The 14,583-nt window shown below is 64.7% G+C and carries 14 protein-coding genes; 11 read left to right on the forward strand and 3 right to left on the reverse strand.

What is annotated here, in order from left to right; genetic code table 11:
- Window positions 1-6 precede the first annotated feature (6 nt).
- From Azoinq_RS01090 to Azoinq_RS01100, 3 genes are all read left to right on the forward strand, one after another.
- Entirely contained in the window at window positions 7-444 is a 438-nt protein-coding gene (locus Azoinq_RS01090; protein WP_216127758.1) for a hypothetical protein, read from the forward strand.
- Between the two features lie 95 nt (window positions 445-539).
- Window positions 540-1,505: a diguanylate cyclase domain-containing protein gene (locus Azoinq_RS01095; protein ID WP_216127756.1), complete on the forward strand. Its 966-nt coding sequence runs from the start codon at window positions 540-542 to the stop codon at window positions 1,503-1,505.
- A 6-nt stretch (window positions 1,506-1,511) separates the two neighbouring features.
- Window positions 1,512-2,000 (forward strand): response regulator transcription factor, encoded by a 489-nt coding sequence (locus Azoinq_RS01100; RefSeq protein WP_216127753.1) that lies wholly within the window; start codon window positions 1,512-1,514, stop codon window positions 1,998-2,000.
- Window positions 2,001-2,015: 15 nt separating this feature from the next.
- Here Azoinq_RS01100 and gloB read toward each other — a convergent pair whose 3' ends face one another.
- Window positions 2,016-2,780 (reverse strand): hydroxyacylglutathione hydrolase, encoded by a 765-nt coding sequence (gene gloB / locus Azoinq_RS01105; RefSeq protein WP_408627109.1) that lies wholly within the window; start codon window positions 2,778-2,780, stop codon window positions 2,016-2,018.
- A 166-nt stretch (window positions 2,781-2,946) separates the two neighbouring features.
- Between gloB and Azoinq_RS01110 the strand changes: the two genes are divergently transcribed.
- Genes Azoinq_RS01110 through dnaQ form a run of 3 tightly spaced genes read left to right on the forward strand, consistent with a single transcriptional unit; the run spans window position 2,947 to window position 4,915 of the window.
- Window positions 2,947-3,684, forward strand: coding sequence for a class I SAM-dependent methyltransferase (locus Azoinq_RS01110; RefSeq protein ID WP_216127751.1), 738 nt, complete (start codon window positions 2,947-2,949; stop codon window positions 3,682-3,684).
- A gap of 29 nt (window positions 3,685-3,713) precedes the next feature.
- Window positions 3,714-4,160, forward strand: a complete 447-nt coding sequence (rnhA, locus tag Azoinq_RS01115; RefSeq protein WP_216127749.1) for a ribonuclease HI — start codon at window positions 3,714-3,716, stop codon at window positions 4,158-4,160.
- Window positions 4,161-4,180: 20 nt separating this feature from the next.
- On the forward strand, window positions 4,181-4,915 hold the full coding sequence (gene dnaQ, locus Azoinq_RS01120; RefSeq protein ID WP_216127747.1) for a DNA polymerase III subunit epsilon: 735 nt from the start codon (window positions 4,181-4,183) through the stop codon (window positions 4,913-4,915).
- A gap of 215 nt (window positions 4,916-5,130) precedes the next feature.
- On the opposite strand, the gene Azoinq_RS01125 is transcribed toward dnaQ, so the two are convergent.
- Window positions 5,131-5,406 (reverse strand): hypothetical protein, encoded by a 276-nt coding sequence (locus Azoinq_RS01125; protein WP_216127745.1) that lies wholly within the window; start codon window positions 5,404-5,406, stop codon window positions 5,131-5,133.
- Window positions 5,407-5,828: 422 nt separating this feature from the next.
- On the opposite strand from Azoinq_RS01125, the gene mutS reads away from it, so the two are divergent.
- The 5 genes from mutS (at window position 5,829) to Azoinq_RS01150 (ending at window position 11,599) form a co-directional block, all read left to right on the forward strand.
- Window positions 5,829-8,426: a DNA mismatch repair protein MutS gene (gene mutS, locus Azoinq_RS01130; protein ID WP_232368527.1), complete on the forward strand. Its 2,598-nt coding sequence runs from the start codon at window positions 5,829-5,831 to the stop codon at window positions 8,424-8,426.
- On the forward strand, window positions 8,423-9,295 hold the full coding sequence (locus Azoinq_RS01135) for a hypothetical protein (protein WP_216127743.1): 873 nt from the start codon (window positions 8,423-8,425) through the stop codon (window positions 9,293-9,295). The genes mutS and Azoinq_RS01135 overlap by 4 nt, the downstream gene beginning before the upstream one ends.
- A 27-nt stretch (window positions 9,296-9,322) precedes the next feature.
- A complete protein-coding gene (locus Azoinq_RS01140; RefSeq protein ID WP_216127741.1) occupies window positions 9,323-9,541 on the forward strand; it encodes a hypothetical protein in 219 nt (72 codons plus the stop codon).
- A 383-nt stretch (window positions 9,542-9,924) separates the two neighbouring features.
- Window positions 9,925-10,755 carry an amino acid kinase family protein gene (locus Azoinq_RS01145; RefSeq protein ID WP_216127739.1) on the forward strand — a complete coding sequence of 277 codons (831 nt, stop codon included), beginning with the start codon at window positions 9,925-9,927 and terminating at the stop codon, window positions 10,753-10,755.
- A 10-nt stretch (window positions 10,756-10,765) separates the two neighbouring features.
- Entirely contained in the window at window positions 10,766-11,599 is an 834-nt protein-coding gene (locus Azoinq_RS01150) for an amino acid kinase family protein (RefSeq protein ID WP_216127737.1), read from the forward strand.
- Window positions 11,600-11,681: 82 nt separating this feature from the next.
- On the opposite strand, the gene Azoinq_RS01155 is transcribed toward Azoinq_RS01150, so the two are convergent.
- Window positions 11,682-14,213, reverse strand: coding sequence for an autotransporter outer membrane beta-barrel domain-containing protein (locus Azoinq_RS01155; protein WP_216127735.1), 2,532 nt, complete (start codon window positions 14,211-14,213; stop codon window positions 11,682-11,684).
- Window positions 14,214-14,583: the final 370 nt, after the last annotated feature.

Here is a 14,583-nt window from a genome sequence, read left to right on the forward strand (position 1 = left end):
CCATCCATGGGACTGCTACGCCAATTTGGCCGGAACTGCCGGGATTTCCTCAGGGACATTGGCCGGGATTTCCGGGCCATGGGGGAAGAACTGAAGCGGCCGGAAACCTGGGTCATGCTGGGCATGATGGCCCTCTTCGCCCTGGTTATTTTCGTCGCCTTTTACTTTGCCCTGCGCTTCGATTCCACCCGTCGCCTGTGGAATCTGAGTAGCACTTTCTGCCAGGATTTGGGCAACAGCCAAACCGCCGCCCTGTTTTTTGCCGTGGCCGCCTTCGGCCTGGCCATGGTCACCGCCCTGGGGGAATTCACCCGCTACATGGACAACAAGCGCCAGGGCCTGCGCCACCAGGGCAAGACCGCCCGCACCGCCTTGCTCCTGGCGGCGGTGACCCTGATTATCGGCGCCGGGGTTTCCCTGTTTCTTGAACGCATGTGCCAGTAGCCGGAAAACGGCTCACCATGCGCCATCCCCAATCACCACGACATCGGGTTAGAATCCCCTATTGATTCGATTCGCTCCCGTCCCAGAAAAAAACAATGAAAACCCTGGTAGTCGAAGACACCAAGACCGCCCTGGCGGTGGTCTGTCACCATCTGGAAAAGCTGGGCATTACGCCCATTCCCGCCCACTGCGGTGAGGAAGCCATTGCCCTGTTCCAGTCGGAAGCCCCGGATTTGGTGCTTCTGGACGTGGTCTTGCCCGACATTGACGGTTTTCAGGTAGCCCGCAGCATTCGGGAAATGGAACGGCCCGGGGACTGGACCCCCATCATTTTCCTCACCGCCATGTCCGGGGACATGGACCTGGAAAAGGGTATCGCCGCCGGGGGCGACGATTACCTGCAAAAGCCTGTCAGCGACGTGGTGCTGCGGGCCAAAATCCGGGCCATGCAGCGCATCGTCCAAATGCGCCAGTCCCTGGTGGTCCTCACCCGCAAGCTGGATACGGCCAATCAGGAATTGAAGCGCCTCTCCGCTGTGGACGGCCTCACCGGCATCGCCAACCGGCGCCAGTTCGACGAGGCCCTGGCCCGGGAATGGCGCCGCTCCATCCGCCAGGGCACGGAGCTGGCGGTGATCATGTGCGACGTGGATTTTTTCAAGGCCTACAACGATTCCTACGGCCACCTGGCCGGGGACGAATGTCTCAAGCGGGTGGCCTCCTCCATGGCCAAGGCCATGGAGCGGGGCGGGGACCTGCTGGCCCGCTACGGGGGCGAAGAATTCAGCATCATCCTGCCCGACACCAAGCTGGGGGGCGCCGCCTTCGTGGCGGAACGGATGCGCTACAGCGTTTCCCAGATGAAGCTGCCCCACCCCACCTCCCAGCACGGGGTGGTGACCATTAGCTGCGGCGTTTCCTCCACCGTAGCCACCGCCGGTTTCCGCCCGGAAACCCTGCTCCAGGCCTCTGATCAGGCCCTTTACCAGGCCAAGCAAAACGGCCGCAACCAGGTCACCCGTCTCTCCATGGCTGAAGCCCTGGCCCTGCAAAACGCCTGATTTCCCATGAGCTACCATCCCAAGGTTCTCATCGTTGATGACAACGATGTGATGCGTACCCTGCTCCGCGCCCTGCTGCGGGACGAGGCCTATCAGGTGGTGGGAGAAGCCCGCAACGGCCTGCAAGCCCTGGAACAGATCGCCAGCCTCCAGCCCGATCTGGTCTGTCTGGATGTGATCATGCCGGACCTGGACGGTCTGGAAACCCTGCGCACCATCCGCCGGGACTACCCCCGAGTGGTGGTGGTCATGGTGACCGGCATGGCCAGCGTGGAAAACGTCCAGGAAGCCCTGAAACTGGGGGCTGCCGGCTTTGTCATCAAACCCTTCAACGCGGCCAAGGTGTTGGAAAACCTGGCCCGGGCCTGGGCCAATCGCAGCCACTTCATCCCGGCGGAAGAACCGGGCACGCCGGCCGCCCCGGAAGGGCAGGACGCTCCCGCGCCAGACCCCACCGCCCCCAGCCCCAGCCCGGCCCCGGACGGGGCTGCCTGATTTCCCTCCAGCCCCTCAGAATTCGTTACGCCAGCTCCGGAGCGCGGTAAAAACGCTCACCGGGTCCGTCCCCGTGGCGCCCCGGGCTCGGGCGGCCGCCATAACCGCCCCTTCGCCGCAGCGAAGAAAGGGATTGGTGGCCAGCTCCAGGGCCAGGGTACTGGGCACCGTAGATTCTCCCCGCTCCCTCTGGGCCTGAACCGCCGCCTGCCGGTCCCGGATGGCCGGATTGTCCGGCTCCACCGCCCGGGCAAAAAGCAGATTACGGGCGGTGTATTCGTGGGCGCAGTAAATCCGGGTCTCCGGCGGCAGAGCGGCAATGCGCCCCAGGGAATCGGCCATCTGGGCCGGCGTACCCTCAAACAGGCGGCCGCAACCGGCACCGAACAGGGTGTCGCCGCAAAACAGGGCGGGGCCCCCCGCGCCTTCCAGGACATAGGCCAGATGGCCCCGGGTATGGCCGGACACGGCCCAGACCTGGAAATCCGCCCCCAAGAGGGTAAGACGTTCCTGGCCCCCTAAAGGATGATCCACCGTCGTGATAGACTCGGCCTCCGGCCCGAAAACAGGGCAGGGAAAACGGCTCACCAGGGCCGCCACACCGCCCACATGGTCGCCGTGGTGGTGGGTGAGCAGAATCCCCTCCAGGGTCAGCTTGCGGGCTTCCAGGGCGGCCAGGACCGGTCCCTCTTCCCCCGGGTCCACCACCACCGCCCGATCGCCCCGAACCAGGAGCCAGATATAGTTGTCCTCAAAGGCGGGAAGGGGAAAAATTGCGATTTCCCCGACCCGCAGGCCGGCTGGCATCGCAGGGATGGGGGATGGGGACGGCAGGGGATCGGTCATGGCAACTCCGTAAGGCAGGGGCCCCGGCGGCCCCAACCGGGCCCAGGGGACGGGGCGTCCATTTTAGGTATTTTTTAGCAGAGGGGCGAAAGCTTTAGGCATGTCTATTCCCGGATTCCAACACTGGCAGCATACCCCCCAGGGCCGCTACGTCCTGAGCTGGGAACAGGAGCGGGTGGATAGCCTGGTGGCCGATGTTTTCGGCTTCCACGCCCTCCAGCTGGGCTTGCCGGACGTGGATTTTCTCCGGGAAAACCGCATTCCCCTGCGCTGCAAGGCGGATGACGAAGGGGCGGTGCAGACCCTCTGTGACCTGCACCAGCTGCCCTTCGCCAATGCCAGCGTGGATCTGGTGATCCTGCCCCACGCCCTGGAATTCTGGGACGATCCCCACCAGATCCTGCGGGAGGTGGAGCGCATCCTTATTCCCGAGGGCCAGGTCATCATCACCGGCTTCAATCCCCTGTCTCTGTGGGGCCTGCGCCGCTGGCTGCCCCGTCCCACCAATCCAGAGGCCGCCTTCCCCTGGGAAGGCCACTATCTTTCCGTGCTGCGCCTCAAGGACTGGCTGGCCCTCCTGGGCTTTGAAGTGGACCGGGGCAACTTCGGCTGCTATGCCCCCCCTTTCACCCAGGACAAATGGTTCCACCGCTGCCGTTTTATGGAACTGGCGGGGGACCGGTGGTGGGGCTTTGCCGGTGGGGTTTATCTGCTCCGGGCCGTCAAGCGGGTGCCGGGGATGCGCCTCATCCTGCCGGCCTGGCGCAACGCCCGGAAACGGGCCAAAGCCAAGGCCCTGGCCCCCATCGCCCAGAATTCCACCCATAAAAACATCTGACTGACACCACAAGACCTACCACACACGCTATGGAACAAACTTTGGTTGAGATTTACGCCGACGGCGCCTGCCGCGGCAATCCGGGCCCGGGGGGCTGGGGCTCCCTGCTGCTGGCCCAGGGCAAGGAAAAAGAACTGTGGGGCGGCGAGGCCAACACCACCAACAACCGGATGGAACTCACCGCCGTGATCCGGGCCCTGGAGGCCCTCAAGCGGCCCACCGCCCTGCGCATCTACACCGACTCCAAGTACGTGCAACAGGGCATCAGCGCCTGGATTCACAACTGGAAGCGCAACGGCTGGCGCACCGCGGACAAAAAGCCGGTGAAAAACGCCGAGCTGTGGCAGGAACTGGATACCCTAGCCCGGCAACACCAGATCGAATGGGTCTGGGTCAAGGGTCACGCCGGCAACCCGGGCAATGAACGGGTGGACGCCCTGGCCAACCGGGGCATTGACGAATTGGGCCGGGCCTAGGCCCCTTCAGGACAGTACCTATGCGGCAGATATTTCTCGATACGGAAACCACCGGTCTGGAACACCGGCAGGGGCACCGGCTGATTGAAGTGGCCGGGGTGGAAATGATCGACCGGCACCTCACCAACCACCACTTTCACAAATACGTGAATCCCCAGCGGGAGGTGGATGAAGGGGCCCTGGCGGTGCACGGCATCGGCAACGACTTTCTCGCGGACAAGCCCCTCTTCCAGGCCATTGCGGAGGATTTCCTGGAATACATCCGGGACGCGGAACTGGTCATCCACAACGCCCCCTTTGACGTGGGCTTTCTCAACATGGAGCTGGGGCGGATCAATCTGCCCCCCGTGGAAAGCGTCTGCGCCGGGGTGGTGGATACCCTGAAAATGGCCAAGGAGCTCCATCCGGGCAAGAAAAACAACCTGGATGCCCTGTGTGACCGCTATCAGGTGGATAACACCCACCGGACCCTGCACGGGGCCTTGCTGGATGCGGAAATTCTGGCGGAAGTCTATATCGCCATGACCCGGGGCCAGGAAAGCCTGATCATGGATCTGGCCCCCGCTGCCGATCCCCAGGCCGCGGAGCAGGAAGCCCCCATCACCGTCCGCCCCAATAAGCCCCTGCGCATCATCCGGGCTACCCCGGAAGAAATCACCGCCCACGAAGACACCCTGAACAAAATCCGCAAGGAGAGCCGGGGAAGCTGCGTGTGGACGGGGGAAAAGAGCGAATTTCCGCCCCCCAAACACTAGGGGAAGCACAGGGGGAAAGGGCCTCGGGGAAATTCGGCGGTTATCTACCTGAAACGGGCCCCGGGAAATCTGGCGTCCATCCACCGGGACAAAAAAGCGGGAATGGGGCCGGGAGTTTCCCGCTTTTTCAACATCATCCCTTGGCCCGCCCGGGGCGCCACATCCTTCTCTATGCGCCGGAGGCCATCCCCGGCAAGGCTCGCCCCAGGCCTGCCCTAGAACAGGCTGGCCACCACGTCCCGATCCCGTTCCGCCAGGCTTTCCAGGCCGTGCAGGGCTTCCTTGGAAGCCCCCAGGGACTGGGCATGGGCAATGAACGTCTCCAGAGCCTTAGCCAGGGGATAGTCGCAGAAACTCCAATCCCGGTTAAATTCCACCACCGTCATACGCTGCACGGCAAGCTTGCCCCCCCGCATGGGCACCAGGGCCACCTTGTGCCCGTCGTGGCGAATGACAACAGCCATGGTGCGATTGCGATTGGTGACGATCAAGGCACTTCCCTTTCCAGGACATCAAGACTTACAGGAAATCCGCCGCCTTTCAGCGGGGATGAGGCGCGCATTGTCGCTCAAGGCGTAAAAATGCAAAAGCCGCCCCCCAAAGCCCCACCCGGGTGGGGCCGCCATTCCCGGCGCTAGCTTGGTTCTTGCCGCACCGCGCCCAACCCCGCCCCCGAACCCAAACCCGCTGTCTGCCCCCTTCTCCCCTTTTTTCCTCTCATTCCGAACCACTCCCATTCCCTACCGTCGCCCCGTTGCCAGCCCCAACCCGGGACCGGGCCGAAGATCGCCTGAAAATTCCCCTCCCCCTGAGCCATCCCGCTCCACCCCGGCCTTTTTTCCCCGCTTTTTAGGGCAAACCCAGCCTCGCCGTCTAAAATAGCGCCCTGAATCACTTTTCCCTTCCCTCCAGCATGGCAAAAGCAGAAAACGACAAGGCCGCCCGGGGTCACACCCCGGTGATGCAGCAGTACCTGAAATTCAAAGCCCAACACCCGGACACCCTGCTCTTTTATCGCATGGGGGATTTCTACGAGCTGTTTTTCGAGGATGCGGAAAAGGCGGCCCGCCTGCTGGACATTACCCTCACCACCCGGGGCCAGTCCGCCGGTCAGCCCATCAAAATGGCCGGAGTGCCTTACCACGCGGTAGAGCAATACCTAGCCAAGCTGGTGAAACTGGGCCAGTCGGCGGTGATCTGCGAACAGGTGGGGGACCCGGCAACAAGCAAGGGCCCGGTGGAACGGGCCGTGGCCCGCATCGTCACCCCGGGCACCCTCACCGACGCGGCCCTGCTGGACGACAAGCGGGACACCCTGCTCCTCGCCCTGTGCCCGGAAAAACAGCGTCTGGGCCTGGCCTGGCTCAATCTGGCCAGCGGGGAATTCCGCCTTACGGAAATTGGTGGGGAGCGTCTGGGGGCCACCCTGGAACGCATTCGCCCGGCGGAAGTGCTGCTCCCGGACGGCCAAGCGGAAGCTCTGGCCCCGGGCCTGAATGCCGCCCTTACCCGGCGGCCGGATTGGCACTTTGACCAGGAGGCGGCCCGGCGCCAGCTCCTGGAACACTTCCGGGTGCAAAGCTTGAGCCCCTTTGGGGCGGAAGACCTGGGCCCGGCCCTGGGGGCGGCGGGGGCCCTGCTCCAGTACGCCCAGGCCACCCAGGCCCAGACCCTGGCCCACGTGCAAAGCCTCACGGTGGAGCGGGAAAGCGCCTACCTGGGCCTGGATGGGGCCACCCGGCGCAACCTGGAATTAACGGAAACCCTGCGGGGGGAACCGGCCCCCACCCTCTTTTCCCTCCTGGACCATTGTGTCAGCGCCATGGGTTCCCGCCACCTGCGCCACGCCCTGCACCATCCGGAGCGGGACCGGGCCCGGCCCGCCGCCCGGGTCGGGGCGGTCACCGCCCTCATGGACGAGGGCCAGCGTCTGGTGCGGGTGCTCACCGGGGAACTCAAGGGCATCGCCGACGTGGAGCGCATTGCCGGACGTATCGCCCTGCGCAACGCCCGGCCCCGGGACCTTTCCAGCCTGCGGGATACCCTGGCCCGGCTGCCGGACCTGGCCGCCCCCCTGGGGGAGGCCAGCGCCCCCCTGCTCACCGCCCTGGGCCAGGACCTGAACGCCCCTCCCGCCGCCCTGGACCTGCTTACCCGAGCCATCGCCAGCGAACCCGCCGTGCTGCTGCGGGAAGGAGGGGTGATCGCCCCGGGCTACGACCCGGAGCTGGACGAGCTGCGCAATCTCAACGACAACTGCGGCGCCTTCCTGGTGGAGCTGGAAGCCCGGGAGCGGGAACGGACGGGCATTTCCAGCCTTAAGGTGGAATACAACCGGGTCCACGGCTTTTACATCGAAATCACCCACGCCCATGGGGACAAGGTGCCGGAAGACTACCGGCGTCGGCAAACCCTGAAAAACGCCGAGCGCTATATCACCCCGGAACTGAAGGCCTTTGAAGACAAGGCCCTGTCCGCCCAGGAACGGGCCCTGGCCCGGGAAAAATGGCTCTACGAGGGCATCCTGGACCAGTTGCTAGAAGCGGTGCCCGAATTGCAGCGCCTGGCCCGGGCCCTGGCGGAACTGGACATGCTCACCGCCTTCGCCAAGGTGGCCGCGGAGCGCAACTGGTGCTGCCCGGAATACACGGAAGAAACCGGCTTGTGGCTGGAAGGAGCCCGCCACCCGGTGGTGGAAAACGAGCTCCTGGCCCAGGGGGAAAGCTTTATCGCCAACCAGCTGGAACTCTCCCCGGAACGGCGCCTGCTGCTCATCACCGGCCCCAACATGGGGGGCAAATCCACCTACATGCGCCAGACCGCCCTCATCGCCCTGCTGGCCCACGTGGGTTGCTACGTGCCCGCCAGCCGGGCCCGCCTGGGGCCCCTGGACCAGATATTCACCCGCATCGGTGCCTCTGACGACTTGGCCTCCGGTCGTTCCACCTTCATGGTGGAAATGACCGAATCCGCCGCCATTCTCCACAACGCCACGGAACACAGTCTGGTGCTCATGGACGAGGTGGGCCGGGGCACGTCCACCTTTGACGGCATGGCCCTGGCCATGGCCATCCTGCGCCATCTCCTGGAAAAAAACCGCAGCCTGACCCTGTTCGCCACCCACTATTTCGAACTCACCCGTCTGGCCCACGAATACCCGGAACTGGCCAATGTGCACCTGGGGGCGGTGGAGCACGGGGACCGGATTGTCTTTCTCCACGCCGTGGAAGAAGGCCCGGCCAGCCAGAGCTACGGCATTCAGGTGGCCGCCCTGGCGGGCATTCCCGCCGCCGTGGTGAAGGCCGCCAAGCGGGAACTGCGGGAGCTGGAAACCCGGGCCGCCGTGGATCCCCTCCAGCCCGACCTGTTCGCCGCCCCGGCGGCGCCGGAACCCGCCGAGGCGGAACCCTCCCCCCTGGAAAACCTGCTGGCCACCATTGACCCGGACCAGCTCACCCCCCGGGAAGCCCTGGACCAGCTCTACGCCTTGAAGGCCCTGGCGCGCCCATGAGCCACCGCCAGTCTCCGCCCCCCAGCCTTGCCCACCAGGGTATGGCCCTGGCCGGAGCCGGGGCAGCGCTGGCCCCCCAAGCCCTTGCCCCGGCAGGCACCCCCGGGCCGGTCGCCCGCCTGGGGACGCTTTTCCCCCGTGTCCCCAAAGGCGGAATCCGCCTCCGGGGCCTGCTCCGCGGCCTACTGGCCCTGCTGACCCTGGCCGGCGCCCCCCTGCCCGCCCCGGCCCAGACCTACCCCTTTGCCCTCATGGGGGACACCCCCTACAGCGACTACGAGCGCCAGGAGCTGCCCAAGCTCCTCACCGCCGTGGCCGCCACCCGGCCCGCCTTCCTGATCCACGTGGGGGATATCAAAAGCAGTAACGAATCTTGCGCCGACCCCCTGCTCACCGCCCGGCGGGACCTGCTGAATGCCTATCCGGGAGCCCTGATCTACACCCCGGGGGACAATGAATGGACCGACTGCCGCAAACTCACCGCCGGTCACTTTGAGCCGGAGGAACGGCTGGCCAAGCTGCGCCAGCTCTTCTTCCCCGCCCCCCATTCCCTGGGCCACCAGCCCCTGGCCCTGGAACGCCAGTCCCCCGCCTATCCGGAAAACCTGCGCTGGCGCTTGGGGCCCGTGCTCTTCATCACCCTCAACCTGCCCGGCCCGGACAACCATTACGGCCCGGGCCCGGCCCCCTCCTCCGAATATCTGGCCCGGGAGGCGGCCAACCAAGCCTGGCTGGCAGAGGCTTTCCGCCTTGCCCGGGGGGAACGGCTGGCGGGCCTGGTCATCGCCACCCAGGCGGACCCGGCCCTGGAGGACTTTGCCCGGGGCATGGGCCACCGGGGTTTCAAGGCCCTGCTCACCCAGCTTTAGGATGCCACGGAGCGCTTTCCCGGCCAGGTGGTGCTGGCCCACGGGGACACCCACGTCATGCGCATCGACCATCCCCTGCGCTTCCGGGAAGGGCCCCGGCGGGGCCAGCCCCTGGCCAATTTCACCCGGGTGGAAACCTACGGTTCCCCCTTCATGGGCTGGATTTCCGGCCAGATTGATCCCCGGGACCCGGCCCTGTTCCACTTCGCCGCCCACCCCTGGCCCAAGGTGCCCTTGCTGCCTTGATGTGGGGCCAGCCCCCCGGCAGCGCCCCAAACCACGCCCTAATGGGGAGGGGCCGAAGATAGAAGTCCAATCCACGGCCCTTTCCAGGCATTTTTTGGCCGGAATTTTTTGAGCATTTTTCTGTTCCCCAGCGACCCCGCTCCCCTGCTACCCTGGAACCCAGTAGTCCGGTAGCCCGCCTTTCCCCAGGCGGAAAGAACAAACGCCACCTCCCCTCCCCGCCCTAAGCCCCTTGCCTCTCCCCACCTGGGCTTGAGTTTATATAACGCTCTTGCCTATGCTCACCCCCAGCCTCCCTCCCCGGGAGCCCCCCCGCCTCTGCCCCGACGCCCTTTTCCCCCTTGCCGGAAAAAGCCGGGGCCCGATCCGATGAAAGGAAGTTCATGACCAGCACCGCCAGCCCCTCCGGTTCCACGGCGGAACTCGAAGCGCTCCTCATCCAGCGCTCCCTCTCCGACCGGGAGCTCCAGGCTGCCGCCGAAGCCGCCCCCGACTACCGTATCCTGCCCGACGCCACGGTCATCAAAATCGGCGGCCAGAGCATCATCGACCGGGGCCGGTCCGCGGTCTATCCTCTGGTGGAAGAAATCGCCAGCGCCCGGAAAGACCACAAACTGCTCATCGGCACCGGGGCTGGCACCCGGGCCCGACACCTCTATTCCATCGCCGCCGGGCTCAACCTGCCCGCCGGGGTGCTGGCCCAGCTGGGCGCCTCCGTGGCGGACCAGAACGCTGCCATGCTCGGCCAGCTCCTGGCCAAATACGGCATTTCCGCCGTGGATGGGGCCGGGCTCGCCGCCGTGCCCCTCTACCTGGCCGAGGTCAATGGGGTGATTTTCAGCGGCATGCCCCCCTACAAAATGTGGATACGCCCGGCCCGGGAAAGCGTCATTCCCCCCTACCGCACCGACGCGGGCTGCTTCCTGGTGGCGGAACAGTTCGGCTGCAAGGCCATGGTTTATGTGAAGGACGAAAACGGCCTTTACACGGGCAATCCCAAGACCGACAAGCACGCCACCTTTATCCCGGAAATTTCCGTGGATGAAATGAAGGCCAAGGGGCTCCACGACTCCATCCTGGAATTCCCCATGCTGGACCTGCTCAAGACCGCCCGCCACGTGCGCCAGGTCCAGGTCATCAATGGACTGGTGCCGGGCAACCTGACCCGCGCCCTGGCTGGCGAACACGTCGGCACCCTCATCACTGCGAGCTGAGATCCCCGCCATGGCTGAAATCACCAACACCATCAAACACGTTCCCTCCCCCCTGGCGCGCCAGACCCTGCTGGACGGCAGCCTCACCCGGCCCGTGGCCGACGTGCGCCCCCGGGCCATCCTGCCCTGGCTCCAGGTGGTCAAAATCGGCGGCCGGGCCATCATGGACCGGGGCGCGGAAGCCATCCTGCCCATCGTGGAGGAAATCCGTAAGCTGCTCCCGGAACACCGGCTGCTCATTCTCACCGGCGCCGGTATCCGGGCCCGCCACGTCTATAGCGTGGGCCTGGACCTGGGCCTGCCCGTGGGGTCCCTGGCCCCCTTAGCGGCCAGTGAAGCCGGGCAGAACGGCCACATCCTGGCCTCCCTCCTGGCGCCGGAGGGGGTGTCCTATGTGGAACATCCCACCATCGCCAGCCAGCTGGCCATCCACCTCACCGCCGCCCGGGCCGTGGTAGGCAGCGCCTTTCCCCCCTACCACCACCACGAATTCCCCAATTCCCGCCTGCCCACCCACCGGGCCGACACGGGGGCCTTCCTGGTGGCCGACGCCCTAGGCGCCGCCGGGCTCACCATTGTGGAAGACGTGGATGGGGTCTATACCGCCGATCCCAAGGGGCCGGAAGGAGCCAAGGCCCAGCTGATCCGGGAAAGCCACTATAGCGATCTGGCCCAACAGGCCGCCACCCTGCCCCTGGACCCGGCCCTGTTGGAAGTCATGGCCAACGCCCGCCACCTTCCCCAGGTCCAGGTCATCAACGGCCTGGTCCCCGGCCGCCTCACCGCCGCCCTTAGAGGCGAACACGTGGGCACCCTGATCCGCACGGGGGCCCGGGCCGATTAAGCTGCGCGGGTCTGTGCCAACAAAAAAGGCCTTCCGGAATTTCCGGAAGGCCTTTTTTTGGTGCCAAACGTGACCCTCCCCCTTAAAACCCCAGGCTGTAGGCTGCCGTCAGCACCGTGAGACTACGCTCCCCAAACATCTGCTGCTGCCATGCCCCGCTCAAGGACAGGCGGGCGGTGGGGCTGATGCGGTAAGCCAGGCCTACCCCCAGGGACCCCAGGGTATGCTGGCGGTCCGGCATGGCTTCGCTGAAGGAACTTAACCCGGGGATAGAACTGGTTCCGTTCAGGGCATCCAGGGAATCGTGGAGTACCTGCTCCACCCCCATGCGGGCGCTGCCCTGCCAGCGGTCGCTAAGGGGCAGGTTCCATTCCGCCCCGGCAATCAGGGACAGGGCTTTCTGGGTCAGGCTGGCGTAACTCACCGGCCACATCACCTGGCTTGCGCCGCTTTCCCCATAGGCACTGCGACGCAGGCGGGAATAACGTACCCCCAGGTAAGGAGCCACCGAGCCCCCATTGCTAAGGGGCTGAACATAGCGGGCCTGCAACTGGTAGGCCTGACCATTGAAGCGGCTGTTCCCTTGCCCCCCTTCCGTTAGGGCCGAGGCGCTCCGGCGCAGGTTCAGATCGCTGTTGGAAAACACCAGGGAGCCCCCCAGATTCCAGCCCTGGCCATCCTCCTGTCTCTGCCAGTTGGCAAACAGCCCGGCGGTGGGATCCACCTGGTTCTGATGAATACCGGCAGGGCTGTGAAGATAGGCCCCCTGTTCCACAAAGGCACCGATGCGGGCCCGGGGCGTGGGCCGATACGCCAGGGTCAGGGAAGCTCCCTGATCGGCAAAATTGCCGCTGGGGCTCTGCACCGAACGCCCACCCACGCTCAAGCACAGATCATTTTTGCCAAACAGGGTGCAGTCGTAGCCCAGAGCGTTTTGCAACGCTGCCCGCTGTACCCCCATCAAGGCCCCCAGACTTTCCGCATTCTGTTGCAAGGTGGTTTGAGTGGCCTGGGCATTGGGCGCCAGGGAGAGATAGACCCCGGTGCCGGTATAGTCCAGCCCAACGCCCAGGGGGGTCAGGCTGGCCAGATTGCTGGTAAAGGAAGCGAACTGCCCGTTGATATGCTGGGCCTGGATGAGAGTGTAGCGCCCAATGGCATATTGACCGGACCCAGCCACCAGGGAAAGGTTGCCCGCCAGCTGGGCGGTTCCGGCAACGGTAAGGGGCACGGTCCCGCCAGTGCCAAGGCCCAAAGCCAGGGTCCCGGTACTCCCCTGGGTATAGGTGCCCCCCAAGGTCACCGGAGCACTAGCCCGGGAGAGGTCAAAACTGCCGTTATTGGTCACGGCGGAAGACGTAGCCACACTGCCGTTCCCCACCAAAGCCAGGGTGGAACCAGCATTGACCGTGGTCGGCCCCGTATAGGTATTGGTATTGGTCAGGGCCAGAGTACCGCCCCCGTCCACCACCACGTCCCCCGCCGCGCCCCCATCCCCAATCACGCTGCTCACGGTCAGGGTCGTGCCGGGGGCCACGTTGAAGGTGGGGTCGTAGGCCACCGTAATGGGATTGGTCAGGGTCATGGTCCGGGTGGTGGTCAGCACGGCGGGCACCGTGGCCGAGCCCACCAGACTCAGGGTGCCGCTGGCGGCCCCCAGATTGGCCGGATCGTTGATCACCAGATTGGCCCCCGCATCCACTTCCGTGCCCCCGCTATAGGTGTTGTTTCCCGACAGGGTCACCGAGCCCAGGAGGGGAGTTCCCGTGTTAACGATGGTCAGCTTGCCCGTCCCCACGATGGCACCGGAGAAATTGGCTGCGTGGCCATTCTGGTCAATGGCCCCATTTTGGGAGGAAACCGTAAAGGCGGTGGGAATGGTGGTCGCCCCGGAAACTTGCAGGGTGCCGCCGTCAAAAACCGGATTGACGGAACTCAGCAGGGCCGAGCTTTGATAGGTGTTGCCAGCGTTGATATTGCTGGCGGGCAGGCTGAAGACCAGATTCCAGAAGCCCGCATTGGCCGTGTCGGCCACCAACTGGTAATTCAATCCCCCGTAGCTGCCGGAAGTCCCGGTGAGGTGATTCAGGGAAGTGAAGCCCTGGAGCACATCGTAATAGGTGCCTGCCGCTACGCTGGAGGCCGCCACTCCCCCTACCAGGGTTGTTCCCGTATTCCCATAGATATTGAAGGCCATGGTATCCGTGCCACCTCCCCCATAGAGCAACACACCATAGCCACCGTAAGACTGGTTGTTGATGATGAGGTTGTACTGGATCGGCAGGTTGCCATATACCCTGAGCGGAGTGGCTCCCCCCTGGGCATTGTTGAGGGTGGTGACCTGCCCTGTGTTATAGAGGCTGCGGTTATATTGGGAACCGATAATCCCCGTATTCGTCAGGGTACCCAGGGTTCCCGGATTGTAGATGCCATTAGACCAGCCCTGAATGGTCCCGGTATTGACCAAGGCAACCATGCTTCCCGGGTTAAACAAGCCCACATCGGAAGCATAGAAATGGGCATTGAGGGTGCCTTGATTGACCACCGTCGTGCCACTCACCCCACTGGTGTTCCACAAGGCAATGGCCGTTCCCCCTGGGGCGGAAACGGTCACGCCCGGGTTAATTTGAATCGACTGATTATTAGCCGTGATTTGTAAATACTGGCAGTCCCCAGAGGGGTTGGTGTTACTGGAGCAATTGGTCGCGGCGGAACAACTGAGGGAAACGATATAGAGGGGCAAACAAAGGGAAAATTTAGGCACGGCAGACTGGGCTCAGCATCTCTGGACCGTCGAGCCACGCCATTCCTTCCAGGGGAAATAACGCCGCCAACGGTAAACAATGGAAAGTCCATCGCGGCCTCTCCTTGGTAGGAAGGCAAGGCAGAGGGTCGGCTCCGGTACGGGGCCCAAACAATTACCCCTCAACCACCCAGTTGCCGGGGAGGTGCTGCGTCCCTAGGGGAAGGAAAACCGCGATGAA

It is taken from the genome of Azospira inquinata, from assembly GCF_018905915.1.
Taxonomy (GTDB): domain Bacteria; phylum Pseudomonadota; class Gammaproteobacteria; order Burkholderiales; family Rhodocyclaceae; genus Azospira; species Azospira inquinata.

Excerpts from the sequence above, each read along its gene's own strand:
- Azoinq_RS01110 (WP_216127751.1), top strand. The coding sequence starts at position 2,947 with ATGTCTATTCCCGGATTCCAACACTGGCAGCATACCCCCCAGGGCCGC.
- Azoinq_RS01145 (WP_216127739.1), top strand. The coding sequence starts at position 9,925 with ATGACCAGCACCGCCAGCCCCTCCGGTTCCACGGCGGAACTCGAAGCG.
- Azoinq_RS01090 (WP_216127758.1), top strand. The coding sequence starts at position 7 with ATGGGACTGCTACGCCAATTTGGCCGGAACTGCCGGGATTTCCTCAGG.
- rnhA (WP_216127749.1), top strand. The coding sequence starts at position 3,714 with ATGGAACAAACTTTGGTTGAGATTTACGCCGACGGCGCCTGCCGCGGC.
- Azoinq_RS01135 (WP_216127743.1), top strand. The coding sequence starts at position 8,423 with ATGAGCCACCGCCAGTCTCCGCCCCCCAGCCTTGCCCACCAGGGTATG.
- dnaQ (WP_216127747.1), top strand. The coding sequence starts at position 4,181 with ATGCGGCAGATATTTCTCGATACGGAAACCACCGGTCTGGAACACCGG.
- Azoinq_RS01150 (WP_216127737.1), top strand. The coding sequence starts at position 10,766 with ATGGCTGAAATCACCAACACCATCAAACACGTTCCCTCCCCCCTGGCG.
- Azoinq_RS01095 (WP_216127756.1), top strand. The coding sequence starts at position 540 with ATGAAAACCCTGGTAGTCGAAGACACCAAGACCGCCCTGGCGGTGGTC.
- Azoinq_RS01100 (WP_216127753.1), top strand. The coding sequence starts at position 1,512 with ATGAGCTACCATCCCAAGGTTCTCATCGTTGATGACAACGATGTGATG.
- mutS (WP_232368527.1), top strand. The coding sequence starts at position 5,829 with ATGGCAAAAGCAGAAAACGACAAGGCCGCCCGGGGTCACACCCCGGTG.